The organism is Nocardia sp. NPDC056064 (genome assembly GCF_042266925.1).
GTDB lineage: Bacteria > Actinomycetota > Actinomycetes > Mycobacteriales > Mycobacteriaceae > Nocardia.
The window spans coordinates 2,570,046-2,584,434 of record NZ_JBHJWO010000001.1 but is presented as its reverse complement, the minus strand read 5'-3'; the positions used below and the strand labels follow the sequence as shown (position 1 = coordinate 2,584,434).

The 14,389-nt window shown below is 71.1% G+C and carries 13 protein-coding genes; 6 read left to right on the top strand and 7 right to left on the bottom strand.

Annotated elements, in window-relative coordinates; all coding sequences use genetic code 11:
- Positions 1 to 131 precede the first annotated feature (131 nt).
- Positions 132 to 1,709 (top strand): carboxylesterase/lipase family protein, encoded by a 1,578-nt coding sequence (locus tag ACFC06_RS11825; protein WP_375929731.1) that lies wholly within the window; start codon positions 132 to 134, stop codon positions 1,707 to 1,709.
- Between the two features lies 1 nt (position 1,710).
- Here ACFC06_RS11825 and ACFC06_RS11820 read toward each other — a convergent pair whose 3' ends face one another.
- Genes ACFC06_RS11820 through rfbD form a run of 3 tightly spaced genes read right to left on the bottom strand, consistent with a single transcriptional unit; the run spans position 1,711 to position 4,597 of the window.
- A complete protein-coding gene (locus tag ACFC06_RS11820; RefSeq protein ID WP_278263326.1) occupies positions 1,711 to 2,790 on the bottom strand; it encodes an NDP-sugar synthase in 1,080 nt (359 codons plus the stop codon).
- Between the two features lie 35 nt (positions 2,791 to 2,825).
- Complete coding sequence (locus ACFC06_RS11815; protein WP_375929730.1) at positions 2,826 to 3,731, bottom strand: glycosyltransferase family 2 protein; 906 nt, start codon at positions 3,729 to 3,731, stop codon at positions 2,826 to 2,828.
- 11 nt (positions 3,732 to 3,742) lie between these two features.
- Positions 3,743 to 4,597, bottom strand: coding sequence for a dTDP-4-dehydrorhamnose reductase (gene rfbD, locus ACFC06_RS11810; protein ID WP_375929729.1), 855 nt, complete (start codon positions 4,595 to 4,597; stop codon positions 3,743 to 3,745).
- 159 nt (positions 4,598 to 4,756) lie between these two features.
- On the opposite strand from rfbD, the gene ACFC06_RS11805 reads away from it, so the two are divergent.
- From ACFC06_RS11805 to ACFC06_RS11795, 3 genes are all read left to right on the top strand, one after another.
- Complete coding sequence (locus tag ACFC06_RS11805) at positions 4,757 to 6,202, top strand: LCP family protein (RefSeq protein WP_375935412.1); 1,446 nt, start codon at positions 4,757 to 4,759, stop codon at positions 6,200 to 6,202.
- 3 nt (positions 6,203 to 6,205) lie between these two features.
- On the top strand, positions 6,206 to 6,919 hold the full coding sequence (locus ACFC06_RS11800) for a TIGR03089 family protein (protein ID WP_375929728.1): 714 nt from the start codon (positions 6,206 to 6,208) through the stop codon (positions 6,917 to 6,919).
- A 133-nt stretch (positions 6,920 to 7,052) separates the two neighbouring features.
- Positions 7,053 to 8,381: a cytochrome P450 gene (locus tag ACFC06_RS11795; protein ID WP_375929727.1), complete on the top strand. Its 1,329-nt coding sequence runs from the start codon at positions 7,053 to 7,055 to the stop codon at positions 8,379 to 8,381.
- A 1-nt stretch (position 8,382) separates the two neighbouring features.
- On the opposite strand, the gene ACFC06_RS11790 is transcribed toward ACFC06_RS11795, so the two are convergent.
- From ACFC06_RS11790 to ACFC06_RS11780, 3 genes are all read right to left on the bottom strand, one after another.
- The gene (locus tag ACFC06_RS11790; RefSeq protein ID WP_375929726.1) at positions 8,383 to 9,081 is read right to left on the bottom strand and encodes a response regulator; all 699 of its coding nucleotides are present in this window, start codon (positions 9,079 to 9,081) and stop codon (positions 8,383 to 8,385) included.
- On the bottom strand, positions 9,078 to 10,631 hold the full coding sequence (locus ACFC06_RS11785) for an ATP-binding protein (protein WP_375929725.1): 1,554 nt from the start codon (positions 10,629 to 10,631) through the stop codon (positions 9,078 to 9,080). The genes ACFC06_RS11790 and ACFC06_RS11785 overlap by 4 nt, the downstream gene beginning before the upstream one ends.
- 138 nt (positions 10,632 to 10,769) lie before the next feature.
- Positions 10,770 to 11,189 carry a DUF4267 domain-containing protein gene (locus ACFC06_RS11780; protein WP_375929724.1) on the bottom strand — a complete coding sequence of 140 codons (420 nt, stop codon included), beginning with the start codon at positions 11,187 to 11,189 and terminating at the stop codon, positions 10,770 to 10,772.
- Positions 11,190 to 11,299: 110 nt separating this feature from the next.
- Here ACFC06_RS11780 and ACFC06_RS11775 point away from each other — a divergent pair, with 110 nt between their 5' ends.
- Together ACFC06_RS11775 and ACFC06_RS11770 are read left to right on the top strand one after the other, a co-directional pair.
- Positions 11,300 to 11,875 (top strand): TetR/AcrR family transcriptional regulator, encoded by a 576-nt coding sequence (locus ACFC06_RS11775; RefSeq protein WP_375929723.1) that lies wholly within the window; start codon positions 11,300 to 11,302, stop codon positions 11,873 to 11,875.
- A gap of 103 nt (positions 11,876 to 11,978) precedes the next feature.
- Positions 11,979 to 13,451, top strand: a complete 1,473-nt coding sequence (locus ACFC06_RS11770; protein ID WP_375929722.1) for a phytoene desaturase family protein — start codon at positions 11,979 to 11,981, stop codon at positions 13,449 to 13,451.
- Here the strand turns inward: ACFC06_RS11770 and ACFC06_RS11765 are convergent.
- Positions 13,442 to 14,386 (bottom strand): cation diffusion facilitator family transporter, encoded by a 945-nt coding sequence (locus ACFC06_RS11765; RefSeq protein ID WP_375929721.1) that lies wholly within the window; start codon positions 14,384 to 14,386, stop codon positions 13,442 to 13,444. The two genes, ACFC06_RS11770 and ACFC06_RS11765, sit on opposite strands and share 10 nt — an antisense overlap.
- Between the last annotated feature and the right edge of the window lie 3 nt (positions 14,387 to 14,389).

Genomic DNA, 14,389 nt, shown 5'->3' with positions numbered 1-14,389 from the left:
CTGCGGGAATGCCGCGTTGCGGGCGCATTCGGGTCCCGCGCACGTACGCTCGTAGTGAGTCACCAGGTGCTGTGACCCGCGGAGCTAATACCCAGGCACCCCGTGCGGTCGCACCGGCTAGGAGGTGTGCGATGAGCATTCAGCCCGAGATCGAGCCCGAGGTGCGGGCACCCGAGGCCGAACCGGTGGCGCGCACACAGGACGGAATCGTCCGCGGGATCTGGGACGGGCCGGTCGCGGTGTGGCGCAGCATCCCCTACGCCGCCCCACCCGCCGGACCACACCGCTTCGCGCCGCCCCGCCCGCCCGAGCCCTGGGACGGCGTGCGCGACTGCGCGGTCTTCGGCGAGATCGCCCCGCAGGCCATGGGCGCGATGGTGCCGGTGGACTCCGACCTGCGGATGGGCGAGGACTGCCTGTGGGTCAACGTCTGGTCGCCGCGCCCCGAGCCCAGCGACGACGAACCCCGGCCCGTGATGGTCTGGCTGCACGGCGGCGCCTACTGCCTGGGCACCGCCGCGCAGACCATCTACGACGGTCGCAGACTCGCCGAGGCGGGCGAGGTGGTCGTGGTGTCGGTCAACTACCGGCTGGGCGTGTTCGGGTTCCTCGACCTGTCCTGCTTCGGCGAGGAGTTCACCCCGAATCTCGGCCTGCGCGATCAGCTCGCCGCGCTGGCCTGGGTCCGCGACAACATCGCCGCCTTCGGGGGCGACCCGGGCAATGTGACCGTCTTCGGTGAGTCCTCCGGCGCGGGTTGTGTGACCGCGCTGCTCACCTCGCCCGCCGCGTCCGGGCTGTTCCACCAGGCGATCGCCCAGAGCCCGCCCGCCACCACGGTGTTCGGGCAGGAGCGCGCGGCCGTGGTCGCCCAGCGCTATCTCGAGCTGCTCGAACTCGGCGCGGGGCAGGCGCGGCAGCTGCTGGAACTGCCGGTCGAACGGCTCGTCGAGATCGGGGCCGTGCTGCTGGACGAGGTGCCCACCCGGGAACCGGGCAGGCTGGCGGCCGCGCCGGTGGTCGACGGGGATCTGCTGCCCGGGTATCCGATCGACCGCTTCCAGCAGGGACGTTCGCATCGGGTGCCGCTGCTGATCGGCACCAATCGCGACGAGGCGTCGCTGTTCCGGGTGCTGCGCTCACCGATCATGCCGGTGACGCCCGACGCGGTGAACGCCATGCTGCGCGATGTGGCCGCCTCGCATCCGGAGATGTCACCGGAGCGGATCGCCGAGATCACCTCCGCCTACCCGCATCTGGCGAAGACCAGGGGCGCGCTGGCCATGTCGACCGACGCGGCGTTCCGGATGCCCGCGGCCTGGGTGGCCGAGGCGCACGCCCAGCACTCACCGACCTGGATGTACCGCTTCGACTACGCCACCCCGATGCTCAAGGCGGCCCGCGTCGGCGCGGGCCACGCCACCGAATTGCCCTATGTCTTCGGCAATTTCGGCACCCTCAACCACGACCCGACCTTCTGGCTCGGCGGCCGCAAAGCCTCCGTCGCCGTCTCGGGCCGCATGCAACGCCGCTGGCTGGCCTTCGCCGAACACGGCGTCCCCGCCGCCCTCGACGGCTCCAAACACTGGCCGCACTACCGCCCGGCCGCCCGCACCACCCTGCTCATCGACACCATCGACCGCGTAGTCGACAACCCCGACGCCGACCTGCACTCGGCCTGGGGAGACCAGGCGGTCGGCTTCAGCTGACCTACACGTCGGTCGAGAAGCGGATGCCGCCGTCGGGAATCTCCACGCCCGGCCACACCCGGGCGCCGCGCAGCAGTTCGCAGCGGGCGCCCACCTGGGCGCCGTCGCCGATGACGCCGTCGCGGACCAGGGCGCGGGGGCCGATGCGGGCGCCGAAGCCGACGATGGAGCGTTCGACGGTGGCGCCGGCTTCGACGACGGCGCCGTCGAAGATGACCGCGCCGTCGAGGCGGGCACCGGCGCCGATCTCGGCACCCCGGCCGACCACGGTGCCGCCGATGAGCAGCGCGCCGGGCGCGACACCCGCGCCGGGGTGCACCAGCGATTCGCCGCGCTGACCCGGCAGGGCGGGGGAGGGGGCGATGCCGCGCACCAGGTCGGCCGAGCCGCGCACGAAGTCCTCCGGGGTGCCCATGTCACGCCAGTAGGAGGCGTCGACGTGGCCCTGCACCCGGGCGCCCTCGGCCAGCAGCGCGGGGAAGACCTCGCGCTCCACCGACACCGGGCGACCGGACGGGATCTTCTCGATGTACTCGCGGCGGAACACGTAGCAGCCCGCGTTGATCTGATCGGTCGGCGGGTCCTGGGTCTTCTCCAGGAACGCGGTGACCCGCCCGTCGGCGTCGGTGGGCACACAGCCGAAGGCGCGCGGGTCGCTGACCCGGACCAGATGCAGCGTGACGTCGGCGTTCGACTTCTCGTGGGTGTCGAGGATCGCGCCCAGATCGGTGCCGCCGAGCACGTCACCGTTGAAGACCATCACATTGTCGGCGCGCAGCTTGGGCAGCACATTGCGGATGCCGCCACCGGTCCCGAGGGGCTCGGTCTCGGTGACGTACTCGATCTCGAGCCCGAGCTCGGCGCCGTCACCGAAGTGCTCCTCGAAGACCTCGGCCTTGAACGAGGTGCCCAGCACCACGTGGGTGATCCCGGCCTCGGCGATGCGGGCCAGCAGGTGGGTCAGGAAGGGCAGCCCGGCCGTCGGCAGCATCGGCTTGGGCGCCGAGAGGGTGAGCGGACGCAGCCGCGTGCCCTGTCCGCCGACGAGGATGACCGCGTCGGTGCCTGAGTTGCCTGCCATCGAGTTTCCCCTGTTCACAGTGACGGCACCCTGTCTCAGGCGCCGGTGCGCGCTTTCTCGCGCAGCGCCGATCGAACCGCAATCCGGGAGCGAACCGCAAGTCCGGCCCGCAACGCACCCCGCAACGGGGCCTGCCACCAGTGCGGATGCCGGTCGGCCTGGAAGCGGTAGGCGCTGGCGTGATGGGCCGGGAGCATGATCTCCGGGTGCTTGCCCGCGGCGTGGCCCTTGGCGTGGGTCACCTCGGCGTCCGGGACGAACACATTGTGCCAGCCGGCCTTGCCCATGCGGTCACCGAAGTCCACGTCCTCCATGTACATGAAGTAGCGCGAGTCGAAGCCGTCGATGGTGTCGAAGGCGGCCCGGCGCACCAGCAGGCACGAGCCCGACAGCCAGCCCACGATCCGCTCGGAGACCTGCTCGTTCTCCTGGCGATACCGCACCGACCAGGGGTTCTTCGGCCAGATCGTGCCCAGGATCGCGTGGCCCGCGCCGTCGGCGAGGCCCGGCACCCGGCGCGCCGAGGGATAGACGCTGCCGTCCGGCTCACGCACCATCGGCCCGATCGCGCCCGCGCGCGGCCAGCGCCTGGCGGCCTCGAGCATGATGTCGATGGAATCCACGCCCCAGCGGATGTCCGGGTTGGCCAGGATGACGAACTCGACCGACGGATCGATCTCGGCCACGGCCCGGTTGATGGCACCGCCGTAGCCGATATTGCCGCCGGTGCGCAGCAGCCGCACGTGCGCGTTGGCCTCGGCGACCAGCTCGGGCACACCGTCGGTGGACCCGTTGTCGGCCAGGATCACCTGCGGCTTCTCGCTGGTGGCGTCGGCCAGGGTGGTGATGAAGTGCTCGAGGTGCTCGCCCGGTGAATAGGTCACCGTGACGACCGCGAGGCTCGCGGGGGCTGGAGAATCGGCTGCTTCGGCTGCGTTCACGACTGCGGAGCCTAGTCGGACAACTCGCGCAGTGTGGCGGTGAGTGCGCAACGCCAGGACCGCAGCGGGGTGAGCCCGGCCGCGTTCCAGGCGGCGGGGGACAGCACCGAATAGGGCGGGCGCGGTGCGGGTCTGGGGAAGGCGGCGGAGTCGCAGGGCAGCACCCGGGCGGGGTCGGCGCCGAGGTCGGTGAACACGGCGACGGCCAGGTCGAACCAGGTCGCGGCGCCGGAATTGGTGGCGTGCAGCACACGCGGGGAGTCCGGTCGGGTGCTCAGTTCCAGCAGCGCGGCGGCCAGATCGGCGGCGCTCGTCGGCGAGCCGAGCTGGTCGTTCACCACGGTGACGGTCTCGCGTTCGCGTTCGAGCCCGCGCATGGTCGCGACGAAATCCCCCTCGACACCGGAGTACACCCACGCGGTGCGCACCACCTGGGTGCCCGTATACGCGAGCACGGCCTGCTCGCCCGCCAGCTTCGAGGCGCCGTAGACGGTGGCGGGGCCGGTGGGGTCGCCGGGTTCGTAGGGGGCGTGGGCGGTGCCGGGGAAGACGTAGTCGGTGGAGACGTGGATGAGCCGGGCCCCCGCGTCGGCGCAGGCCGCGGCCAGCACGGCCGGGCCGGTGGCATTGGCGGCGAAGGCGGCCTCGCGGTCGGTCTCGGCGGCGTCGACGGCGGTGTAGGCCGCGCAGTTGAGCACCACCGCGCCCGGGGCCAGCACGGCGTCGACCGCTGCCCGGTCGGTGATGTCGAGTTCGGCGCGGCCGAAGCCCTCGGCCGACGGTGCCAGTCGCAGGATTTCTCGCCCCAGCAGACCGCGCGCGCCGGTTACGATCAGGCGGGCGGGGTCGGGGAAATCGGCGTTCACGCGGCAAGTCTGGCACGCCGGAGCACCTGCGGTTGGGCCCGGCTGTGGTAACTGTTGGTTAGCCTGTGATGGCTGCCGGGCGAAGGGGTTGTGCGGGGAGTTCGTCGAGAGGATGCGCGAGTGCGAGAGTCGACACGGCCGCCAGCGGTCAGCACCCCGATGGGTGCTGTCGGTCCGGCCAAACTCATGGTGGCGATCTCGGCCGTGCTGGTCCTGGCACTCACCGGATTCGCCTGGCGCAGTGTCGACAACCTCGTCGCCAACATCGATCGCATCGGCGGCCTCGGGCTCGGCGGCGAACGCGACGGCGCGGTCGACATCCTGCTCGTCGGCGTCGACAGCCGCACCGACGCGCACGGCAACCCGCTGACCACCGCCGAGCGCAACATGCTGCACGCCGGTGACGAGGTGGGCACCAACACCGACACCATCGTGCTGGTCCGGGTGCCCAACGACGGGCGCTCGGCCACCGCCATCTCCATTCCGCGCGACTCCTACGTCGACGTGCCGGGCCAGGGCAAGGCCAAGATCAACTCCGCCTACGGCGCCACCAAGGAGACCGAACGCGCGAAGCTGCTGGCCGACGGCAGCTCCGAGGCCGAGGCCGAACGGGAGTCGACCAAGGCGGGCCGCACGGCGCTGATCAAGTCGGTGGCCACCCTCACCGGCATCACCGTCGACCACTACGCCGAGGTCAGCCTGCTGGGGTTCGTGCTGCTCACCGATGCCGTCGGCGGTGTCGAGGTGTGCCTGAACGAGGCGGTGGACGAACCGATGTCGGGCGCCGACTTCCCCGCCGGGTCCCAGCGCCTCGACGGGCAGCAGGCCCTGAGTTTCGTGCGCCAGCGCCACGGGCTGCAGCGCGGTGACATCGATCGCATCGTGCGCCAGCAGGTGTTCATGGCCCAGCTGGTCGGGCAGTTGCTCAATGCCAAGGTGCTGGCCAATCCGGGCAAGCTCAGCGATATCAGCGAGGCGGTCGGGCGCACGGTGGTGCTCGACGAGGACTGGGACGTGCTGGCCTTCCTGCAGCAGCTCAAGGACCTGTCCGGCGGCAAGGTGGAATTCGAGACCATCCCGGTGGCCGACCTCAACAGCATGACCCCGGCGGGTGAGTCGGTGGTGCGGGTGGAACCGAAGAAGGTGCAGGCGTATGTGAGCGGCCTGGTCGGGGAGGAGAAGGAGGCCGCGGCGGAGACGCCGAAGATCGATCCGTCGACGGTGACGGTCAGCGTCTACAACGCCGGTGGCGCCACCGGCCTGGCGGGCAAGGTGTCGAGCGCGCTCACCGGGAAGGGTTTCACCGAGGGCACCGTGGGTAACTACACCGGTGGCAGCGTGACCTCGAGCCGAGTGCTCGCCGCCGACACCGCCGATCCGAAGGCCGCCGCGGTGGCCGAGGCGCTCGGTGGTCTCACCGTCGTCGCGGATTCGTCGCTGTCGGCGGATACGGTGAGCGTTGTCCTGGCGAGCGACTACTCTGGTCCCGGCTCGAACGCGGCGAGCATGTTCGACCTCGACTCCTCGTCCACGGCGACCGCGACGCCGGTACCGCCCGCCCCGCCGATCGACGCAGGCCAGAACGGACCGAAATGTGTGAATTGATCCATGCGTGAGCCGAATTCGACGCTGACCGACACGCTCCTCGACCCGATCCTCGAACGCGACCCCGCGGGCCCGCGCGTCACCTGGTACGACGACGCGACCGGCGCCAGGATCGAGCTGTCCGGCCTCACCCTGGCCAACTGGGCGGCCAAGACCGCCAACCTGCTGCGCGACGAGTTCGCGCTCAGCCCCGGCGCCAGGGTCGCGGTGCTGCTGCCCGCGCACTGGCAGACCGCCGCGGTGCTGCTGGGCTGCTGGTGGGCCGGGACCGAGGTGGTGCTCACCCCCGATCCCGACGCCGACCTTGCCCTGGTCACTCCCGACCGGCTCGACGACGCCGACGGGGTCGGCGAGGTGGCGGTGCTGTCGCTGGACGCCATGGGCACCCCCGTGCGCGATCTGCCGCCCGGCGTCACCGATTTCGCGACCGCGGTGCGGGTGCACGGTGATCAGTTCCGCCCCGGTGGTTTCCGGGCCGCCCTCGACGGGCTCTCGGTCGGCGAGGTGCTCGACGCGGCCCGCAGATCGGCGCAGCTGCAGGGCATCGCGGCCGGGGACCGGGTGCTGTCGAGTACGCCGTGGGAGACGGTCGAGGAACTGGTCGACGGTTACCTCGCGGTGCTGTCCGCGGGGGCGTCGCTGGTGCAGGTGGTCAATCCCGATCCCGCCGCGGTGGCCCATCGCGTCTCGACCGAACGGGTCACGGTGCAGCGCTGACCGCTCCGGCCACGCCCGGCGCCCTCTCTCCTACCCAGGTATAGGCCGGGCTCCTTCCGTGGGACGTGTCGTGTGTCACAGGGTGCCGGTACCGTGAATGACACGTTCGACACGGCGGCACAAAGGGGTGGCGATGATTCCGCGGTACTGGTGGCGATGGTCGGCCGAGCACGGGGCGCCCCGTGCCATCCTGCGCTGGCGCTCGTGGCGCCGCGATCCGTTCGCGATTCTGCTCAGCGGTGAGCAGGGCCTGCACGACCCCTATCCGCTGATCGACGAGTTGCGCGCCGAGGGCGGCCTGCGCCGGACCCCGCTGGCGTATGTCACCTTCGAGCACGCCCAGGTGCGGGCCATCCTGCGCGACAACCGCTTCGGCGTACGCCCCGCGATCACCCAGGACGTCCCGCCGCCGTGGAAGGGGCTCGCCGACCGCGTGGCGGTTCCGCCCAATCCGGTGGAGCCGCCCTCGATGCTGGTGCTCGACCCACCCGAGCACACCCGGATGCGCAAGCCGGTGGCCTCGGCCTTCACCCCGCGCGCCATCGCCCGGCTGCGGGATCGGGTGGAGGTGGTCACCGCCGAACTGCTCGACGCCATGCCGTCGCACGGCTCGGTCGACCTGATCACCGATTTCGCGGCCAGGGTGCCCATCGCGATCATCGCCGAGATGCTCGGTTTCCCCGCCACCGACCGCGAGCTGTTCCTGCGCTGGGGCGACCGGGTCACCCCGCTGCTCGACATCGGCACCTCCTGGCGCACCTACCGCACCGCCCTGGCCGCCATCGAGTCCATGGACGACTACCTCGCCGCCCACATCGCCAAACTGCGCGAGCGGCCGGGCGAGGACATCCTGTCCACCCTGGTCACCTCCGGCGACCTGAGCCTGCCCGAGTTGCAGGCCAGCGCCAGCCTGCTGATGGGCGCCGGGTTCGAGACCACGGTGAACCTGATCGGCAACGCCATCGCGGCCCTGTCGGCGTATCCCGACCAGCTCGCCCTGGCCCAGGCCGACCCCGACCTGTGGCCCGCGGTGGTGGAGGAGACGCTGCGCTTCGATCCGCCCGTGCAGACCACCGCCCGCCAGACACTCGAGGATGTGGAGATCGACGGCGTGCGCGTGCGGGCCGACAGCACGGTCATCCTGTCGCTGGCCGGAGCCAACCGCGACCCGGCCGTCTTCGGCGACCCGCACCGCTTCGACATCACCCGCCCCAATGCCAAGGACCACGTGGCCTTCAGCAGCGGCATCCACTCCTGCCTCGGTGCCAGCCTGGCCAGAATGGAAGCGGTCCACGCCCTGCGCGCCCTCTACGAGCGCTATCCGGACCTGCGGCTGCGCGGCGAGCCCACCCGCCGAAACCTGTTCACCCTGCACGGTTTCGAACACATGCCGGTCGACCTGGGACCCATCGCCCGCACCACCGCCCCCGACGACCTGGCGGGCGCCGCGCACCGAGGATGAGCTATGCCCCCGCGCGCCAGCGGTAGCGGGTCTTCGGCCTGCCCGCGCGGCCGTAATCCGCACGGCGCTCGGCCAATCCGTCATCGGCCAGCTTCTCCAGATACCGCCAGGCGGTGATCCGGGAGACGCCGACGACCGCGGCCGCGTCGGTGGCGGTGATGCCGGACTCGGCCGAGCGGACGGCCCGCGACACCTCCTCCAGCGTGTGCTGCACGACGCCCTTGGGCGCACCCGCGCGCTGGTCGGCGGTGCGTAGCGCGCCGAGGGCCCGGTCGATGTCGTACTGCGACAGCGCCGCCTCGCCCGCGGGCAGCGCGGTGTCGAAATCGCGGTAGCGTTCCAGCTTCTCGCGGAAGGCGGCGAAGGTGAACGGCTTGAGCAGATACAGCACCACGCCGTGGGCCACCGCGTTGCGGACCATGGTCAGCTCGCGGGCGGAGGTGATCGCGATGACGTCCGGGCGCGGTTGCAGGGCGTTGAGCGCCGCGGCTACCTCCAGCCCGCTGATGTCGGGCAGGCCGATGTCCATGAGCACCAGGTGGAACGGCTTGTCCGCGTCGATCGCCTCGGCCGCCAGCGCGAGCGCGTCGCGGCCGGTGTGGGCGACCCCGCCGGTGACGAAACCGTCGAGCCGTTCGAGATAGGCCCGGTGGGCCTGCGCGATCAACGGCTCGTCCTCGACGATCAGGACGCGGATCATGGCTTCTCCCTCAACGGAATACGAACGATGACCGCGCTGTGTGGTGCGGCCGTGGTGGTGATGGCGCCGCCGTGCCGGTCGACGAGGCGGTGCACCAGCGCCAGGCCCAGCCCGGCGTGGTCGGATTTCGTGGTGTAGCCGCGTTCGGCGGCCCGCACGAACATGTGGGCCGACATGCCCGGTCCGCTGTCGGCGACGCGCACGACCAGGTCGCCGTCGTGGTGATGCACCGACACCGCCACCCGCTTGTCCACGGTGCCCGCCGCGGCGTCGATGGCATTGTCGATCAGATTGCCGACCAGGGTGACGGTCTCCTGGGCGGAGAGCGGATCGGTGGAGTCCAGCGCGGTGTCCTCGGTGATGGCCAGGCCGACCCCGCGCTCGGCGGCCTGGTCGACCTTGCCGAGCAGCAGCGCGGCCAGCGCCGCGTCACCGACCGCGGCCAGCAGCCGGTCGATGAGTACCTGCGACAGCTTCAGCTCGGCGGTGGCGAAGGCGACGGCTTCCTCGGGTTTGCCCAGTTCCACCATGGTCACCACGGTGTGCAGCCGGTTGGCCGCCTCGTGGGCCTGCGCGCGCAGCGATTCGGCGAACCCGCGCACCGAGTCGAGCTCGCCGAGCACCGCGCGCAGCTCGGTCTGGTCGCGGATGGTGAGCACGGTGCCGATGGCCTTGCCCTCCCAGCTCACGACGTCCTGGTTCACCAGCAGGACCCGGTCGGTGGTCACGTGCGTCTCGTCGCGCACCACGCCCCAGCGCATCTGCTGTAGCGAGACCGGCAGGTCGCTGCGGTGCACCGGGCCGTCGGGCAGATCCAGCAGCGTGCGGGCCTGATCGTTGACCACCTCGGCGGGCCCGAGCTCGGCCCCGAAGACCACCAGCCCCTCGTGCACCGAGTGCAGCACCGCGTCGTGGTGTTCGTAGAGCGCGCGCAGTTCCTCCGGCGCCAGGCCGTGGGTCTGGCGCCGCAGCCTGCGGCTGAGCAGGAACGACGAGAACGCCGCCAGCGCGAGCCCCGCCGCGGAGACCCCCAGGATGACCGGCACCTGCGAGGCCACCTGCGTGCCGATCTTGGCGCGGGTCACCCCCGCCGAGACCAGCGCCACCACCTTGCCGTTGTCCAGGACGGGCGTGACCGCGCGGATCGAGGGGCCCAGGGTGCCGGTGAAGGTCTCGGTGAAGGTCTGCCCGGCCAGCGCCTTGTCGATATTGCCGACGAAGGGTCTGCCGATCATCTCCGGGGTGGTGTGGGTGAAGCGGGTGCGGTCCGGGGCCATCACCACGATGAAGTCCATGCCGGTGTCGGCGCGGATGCGTTCGGTGGTCGGTTGCAGCAGCCCGCTCGGGTAGGGGGAGTTCACCGCGGCCAGCGTGGAGGGGGAGCGGGCCACGGTCACCGCCACGTCGCGGACCTGCAGTGTCGTCGCCACATCGTGGTCGTGGCGCGCGTCGAGCACCGCCAGCACGGTCCCCGTGCCGATCATCAGTGCCAGCACCACCAGCTGCCAGACGAAGGCCTGCCCAGCGAGCGACAGCCGTCCTCGTCGCATCGTGCGTCCGACCTCGTTCCTCGATGTTCCAGAAACGCGACCCTACCGACTGGTTGTGTTGTGCGGCGACCTTCACCCCGATAACGGCGAAAGGCCCCGCGATGATCGCGGGGCCTTGCTGCCCGGGAGTCGCCGGAGTCACATCGCCAGGGCGACCGGGCGTTCGGCGGTGACGCCCCGGTGTTCCAGCAGCAGCAGACCGCCGGTGAGGGCGACCAGCAGCGCGGTGAACCCGTGCACACCCAGGGCGGCGGCCGTGGACCCGTGCCAGCTCAGCACGGTGATCATGTCGCCGAGCGGCACGAGCGCGATCACCAGCGTCACGATGCCGAGCGCGAAGCGCTGGCGGGCGGCCAGCAGCGCCAGGATCAGCAGGCCGCTGACGGTGTCGCGCACGCCCTTGAGGTTCAGGAACGCCGACGCCTCGCCTTCGGGCCAGGTGGGCAGGCCGAAGCCGGGGGCGATGGTCTCCGGGGTGATCAGGTAGCTCAGACCGATATAGAGGATGAAGGCCGCGCCGATCACGGACAGGACGGTGGCGATACGGGAGACGTTCATGGGGTGCTCCTGGCTTCAATTGTTGTGCTCGAAAATCTAGCGTCGCTAGGTGTCGAAAGGAACGATAGCGCGCTCCGAATCTCCTGTCTAGCTTTGCTAGAATTTCGAGCATGAGTACGCAGACGCGCAAGGAACGGGACCGCGCCCAGCGGCGGCAGGCGATCGTCGACGCGGCCAGGGAGCTGTCCGCCGCCGACGGCTGGGACGCCGTCACGATCCGCAAGCTCGCCGAGCGGATCGAATACAGCCAGCCCGTGCTCTACAGCCACTTCGCGGGCAAGGCCGCCATCGTCGGCGCCGTCGCGATCGAGGGCTGCGTCGAACTCACCCTCGCGCTGCGCCGCGCCCACGACGTCGCGCGCACCCCCCGCGAGGTGATCGACAACATCGCCCGCGCCTACCTCGACTTCGCCGACGCCGACCCCGCCCGCTACGACGCCATGTTCGTGCTCACCACCGACCTCACCTTCGGCCTGGACGCCCCCCAGCCGCTGCGCGACGCCTTCGCCGCCATGGAGGCGATGTTCCGCGGCACCGCCGAGGGCGACGAACTCGGCGCCCGCACCGAGGACGCCTGGAGCGCCCTGCACGGCCTGGTCACCCTGGACCGCTCCGGCCGGTTGCGCCCGGAACTCCGCGAACGCCGCATCGAACTGCTGGTCGACATGTGGAGCTCATTGAGCTGAGCCGCCACGCGGTGACCCTGCCCAGTGACCACCATCGCGTCGGCGCGCACGCCCGGCCCGCGTACGTTGGAGGCAACAGAACCGTCGAGCTGGGAGGACATCGATGGCGGAGGTCGTAGTAGTCGGCTCCGGCCCGAACGGCTTGGCCGCCGCGGTGATCGCGGCCAGGGCCGGGCTCTCGGTGCGGGTGCTCGAGGCCCAGGACCAGGCCGGCGGTGGTTCGCGCACCGCCGAACTCACGCTGCCCGGGTTCCACCACGATGTCTGCGCGGGCGCGCACCCGATGGCGCTGGCGTCCCCGTTCTTCCGCGCCTTCGACCTGGCCGCGCACGGCGTCGACCTGCTCGCGCCCACGGTCTCCTACGCCCACCCGCTCGACGGCGGCATCGCCGGATTGGCCTGGCGCAACCTGGAATCCACGGTCGCCGACCTCGGCCGCGACGGTCCCGCCTGGCGCTCGCTGTTCGCCCCGCTGATCGAGCACTGGCCCGACGTGGTCGAGCTGGCCATGTCGGATCTGCGGCATCCGCCGCTGCGGATACCCACCGGCGTGCGCTTCGGGCTGCGGCTGCTGGAGCAGGGATCGCCGCTGTGGAACAACCGTTTTCACGAGCAGGTCGCGCCCGCGCTGCTGACCGGTGTCGCCACGCACGCCATCACCGTGCCGCGCGCGCTGCCCGCGGTCGGCGCAGCCCTGCTGCTGGGCACCCTCGCGCACGTGGGCGGCTGGGTGATCCCGCGCGGCGGCAGCCAGGCGATCCCGAACGCGCTGATCGCGGAACTGGAACGGCTCGGCGGCGAGGTCGTCACCGGTCACCGGGTCGACGATTTCGCCGAACTCGCCACGGCCCGCGCGGTGCTGTTCGACACCTCGCCCGCCGAATTCCTGCGCATCGCCGGTGACCGTCTCCCCGAGCGCTACCGCCACCGCCTGGGCCGGTTCCGCTACGGCGGCGCCGCCTGCAAGGTGGACTTCGCGCTGTCGGGCCCGGTGCCCTGGGCCGCGCCCGGCGCCGAGCTGGCGGGCACGCTGCACCTGGTCGGTACCCGCGCCGAGGCGATGACGGCCGAACGGCAGGTCGCCGCAGGACGATTCGCCGACCGCCCCTACGTCCTGGCCATCCAGCCGGGCGTGGTCGACGACACCAGGGCCCCCGCCGGTCAGCACACCTTCTACACCTACGCCCACGTGCCCAACGGTTCCGACCGCGATATCAGCGAGACCGTCATCGCCCAGGTCGAACGCTTCGCCCCCGGCTTCCGCGACCTGATCCTGGCCACCCATGTGCGGCCTGCCGCCTTCATGCCCGCCCACAACGCCAACTATGTCGGCGGTGACATCTCCGCGGGCGCGATGACCCTGCGCCAGACCGCCTTCCGCCCATTGGCCCGCTGGAACCCCTACGCCACCCCGATCCCGGGCAGCTACCTGTGTTCGTCCTCGACGCCACCCGGCCCCGGCGTGCACGGCATGTCCGGCCTGCACGCGGCCGGGCACGTCCTACGCACGCGCTTCGGTATCGTCACCGACCCGCTCGACCTCCTGCGCGGCGCGACACCCTCGTATCACCGCTGATCACGGTCCGGCCGGCTGCCCGGCCGGATCATGTCCGGCTCCAGATAGACCGTGCCGGTGGTGGGTACCGCCGCGTGAACCCGCTCGTCGGCGGCATCGAGCGCCGCGCCCACCTCGGCGATATCCAGCTCCGGCCGCAACGCGATCTTGGCGTTGACCAGCATGTCGCTGGGCCCGAGGTACTGGGTCTGCATCCGGATGACCCGCACGATCCGCGGATCGGCCAGCAGCGCGGCGCGAATCGCGGCGTCCTCCTTGGCCGTCGCGCCCTCACCGATGAGCAGGCTCTTGGTCTCGACGATCAGCACGATGGCATTGCACCCGAGCAGCAGGCCGATGCACAGGGTGCCGATCCCGTCCCACACGGGATTGTCGGTCGCCATGGTCAGCCCGACCCCGGCCAGCGCGAACACCAGGCCCAGCAGCGCGCCCGCGTCCTCGAGCAGCACCACCGGCAGTTCCGGATTGCGGGTGTTGCGGATGAAATGCCACCACGAGTGCTTGCCCTTGAGCGGAGCCGACTGCCTGCGCGCGGTCCGGAAACTGGCGCCCTCGAGCACCATCGACACCAGCAGGATCACGATCGCCACCGTCGGCGATTCCAGCTGCTCGGGGAACCGGATCTTGTGGATCGCCTCGTTCACCGCGAACAGGCAGCCCATGGTGAACAGCACCAGCGCCACGACGAACGAATAGAAGTACCGGTTGCGCGAATACCCGAACGGGTGCAGCGCGTCGGCGGGCTGACCGGCCCGCTTGCGCCCGACCAGCAGCAGCGCCTCGTTGCCGGTGTCGGCCACCGAGTGCACCGCCTCGGCCAGCATCGACGACGACCCCGTGATGAACGCCCCGACGAACTTCGCGATCATGATCCCGGTGTTCGCCGCCAGCGCCGCGATGATCGCGATCGCGCTGTCTTCGCCCTGCGCCGCCATACC

Excerpts from the sequence above, each read along its gene's own strand:
- ACFC06_RS11790 (WP_375929726.1), bottom strand. The coding sequence starts at position 9,081 with ATGATCCGCGTCCTGATCGTCGAGGACGAGCCGTTGATCGCGCAGGCC.
- ACFC06_RS11765 (WP_375929721.1), bottom strand. The coding sequence starts at position 14,386 with ATGGCGGCGCAGGGCGAAGACAGCGCGATCGCGATCATCGCGGCGCTG.
- ACFC06_RS11780 (WP_375929724.1), bottom strand. The coding sequence starts at position 11,189 with ATGAACGTCTCCCGTATCGCCACCGTCCTGTCCGTGATCGGCGCGGCC.
- ACFC06_RS11820 (WP_278263326.1), bottom strand. The coding sequence starts at position 2,790 with ATGGCAGGCAACTCAGGCACCGACGCGGTCATCCTCGTCGGCGGACAG.
- ACFC06_RS11825 (WP_375929731.1), top strand. The coding sequence starts at position 132 with ATGAGCATTCAGCCCGAGATCGAGCCCGAGGTGCGGGCACCCGAGGCC.
- ACFC06_RS11785 (WP_375929725.1), bottom strand. The coding sequence starts at position 10,631 with ATGCGACGAGGACGGCTGTCGCTCGCTGGGCAGGCCTTCGTCTGGCAG.
- ACFC06_RS11805 (WP_375935412.1), top strand. The coding sequence starts at position 4,757 with ATGGGTGCTGTCGGTCCGGCCAAACTCATGGTGGCGATCTCGGCCGTG.
- ACFC06_RS11800 (WP_375929728.1), top strand. The coding sequence starts at position 6,206 with ATGCGTGAGCCGAATTCGACGCTGACCGACACGCTCCTCGACCCGATC.
- ACFC06_RS11770 (WP_375929722.1), top strand. The coding sequence starts at position 11,979 with ATGGCGGAGGTCGTAGTAGTCGGCTCCGGCCCGAACGGCTTGGCCGCC.
- ACFC06_RS11775 (WP_375929723.1), top strand. The coding sequence starts at position 11,300 with ATGAGTACGCAGACGCGCAAGGAACGGGACCGCGCCCAGCGGCGGCAG.
- ACFC06_RS11795 (WP_375929727.1), top strand. The coding sequence starts at position 7,053 with ATGATTCCGCGGTACTGGTGGCGATGGTCGGCCGAGCACGGGGCGCCC.